At 66.1% G+C, this 763-nt stretch carries 2 protein-coding genes; both read left to right on the top strand.

All coding sequences use genetic code 11. From position 1 onward, the window contains the following. Positions 1 to 362: 362 nt before the first annotated feature. Complete coding sequence (locus tag QZH66_RS17470; RefSeq protein WP_305807102.1) at positions 363 to 536, top strand: SDR family oxidoreductase; 174 nt, start codon at positions 363 to 365, stop codon at positions 534 to 536. A 26-nt stretch (positions 537 to 562) separates the two neighbouring features. Beyond that, a partial coding sequence (locus QZH66_RS17465; RefSeq protein ID WP_305807101.1) for an aldehyde dehydrogenase family protein occupies positions 563 to 763 on the top strand: 201 nt, incomplete at its 3' end.

Genomic DNA, 763 nt, shown 5'->3' with positions numbered 1-763 from the left:
CCAGGCATGGTCGAGCGCCGGTTCGGGCGCATCGTGTCCATGTCGTCGGTCGCCGGCAAGGCGTATCTCGACATCGTTGCGGCGCATTACAGCACCACCAAGGCTGCGCTCATCGGCATGACCCGGCACCTGGCCGGCGAGCTTGGACCGCATGGCATCACCGTGAATGCGCTGGCGCCTGGGCGCATCGATACCCCCATGGTCGCTGGAGCCCCCAAGGCGGCCAACGAAACCGTCATGGCAGTCACGCCGCTGCGGCGCCTGGGCACTCCCGACGAGGTGGCCGGCGCCTGCCTGTTCCTCACTTCGGATCAGGCCAGCTTCATCACCGGCCAGGTCATCGACGTGGCTGGCNTACCCCCATGGTCGCTGGAGCCCCCAAGGCGGCCAACGAAACCGTCATGGCAGTCACGCCGCTGCGGCGCCTGGGCACTCCCGACGAGGTGGCCGGCGCCTGCCTGTTCCTCACTTCGGATCAGGCCAGCTTCATCACCGGCCAGGTCATCGACGTGGCTGGCGGCTGGCTGATGACCTGACTCCATCGCAACAAGAAACCTGCCTTATGCAAACGACTCCGCACCTCAACTACATCGCCGGCGAATGGACCACCGGCGCATCGGTTGCACTCAACATCAACCCTTCGGACACTCGCGACGTCGTGGGTGAATACGTCCGTGCCGACGCGCAGCAGACACAGACTGCCATCGACGCGGCATTCGATGCGCAGCAGACCTGGGCGGGGTTCACCGCCGAGCAACGCGCG

The organism is Stenotrophomonas sp. YIM B06876, from assembly GCF_030711595.1.
Lineage (GTDB): Bacteria > Pseudomonadota > Gammaproteobacteria > Xanthomonadales > Xanthomonadaceae > Stenotrophomonas.
This window is presented reverse-complemented; position numbering and strand designations above follow the sequence as displayed.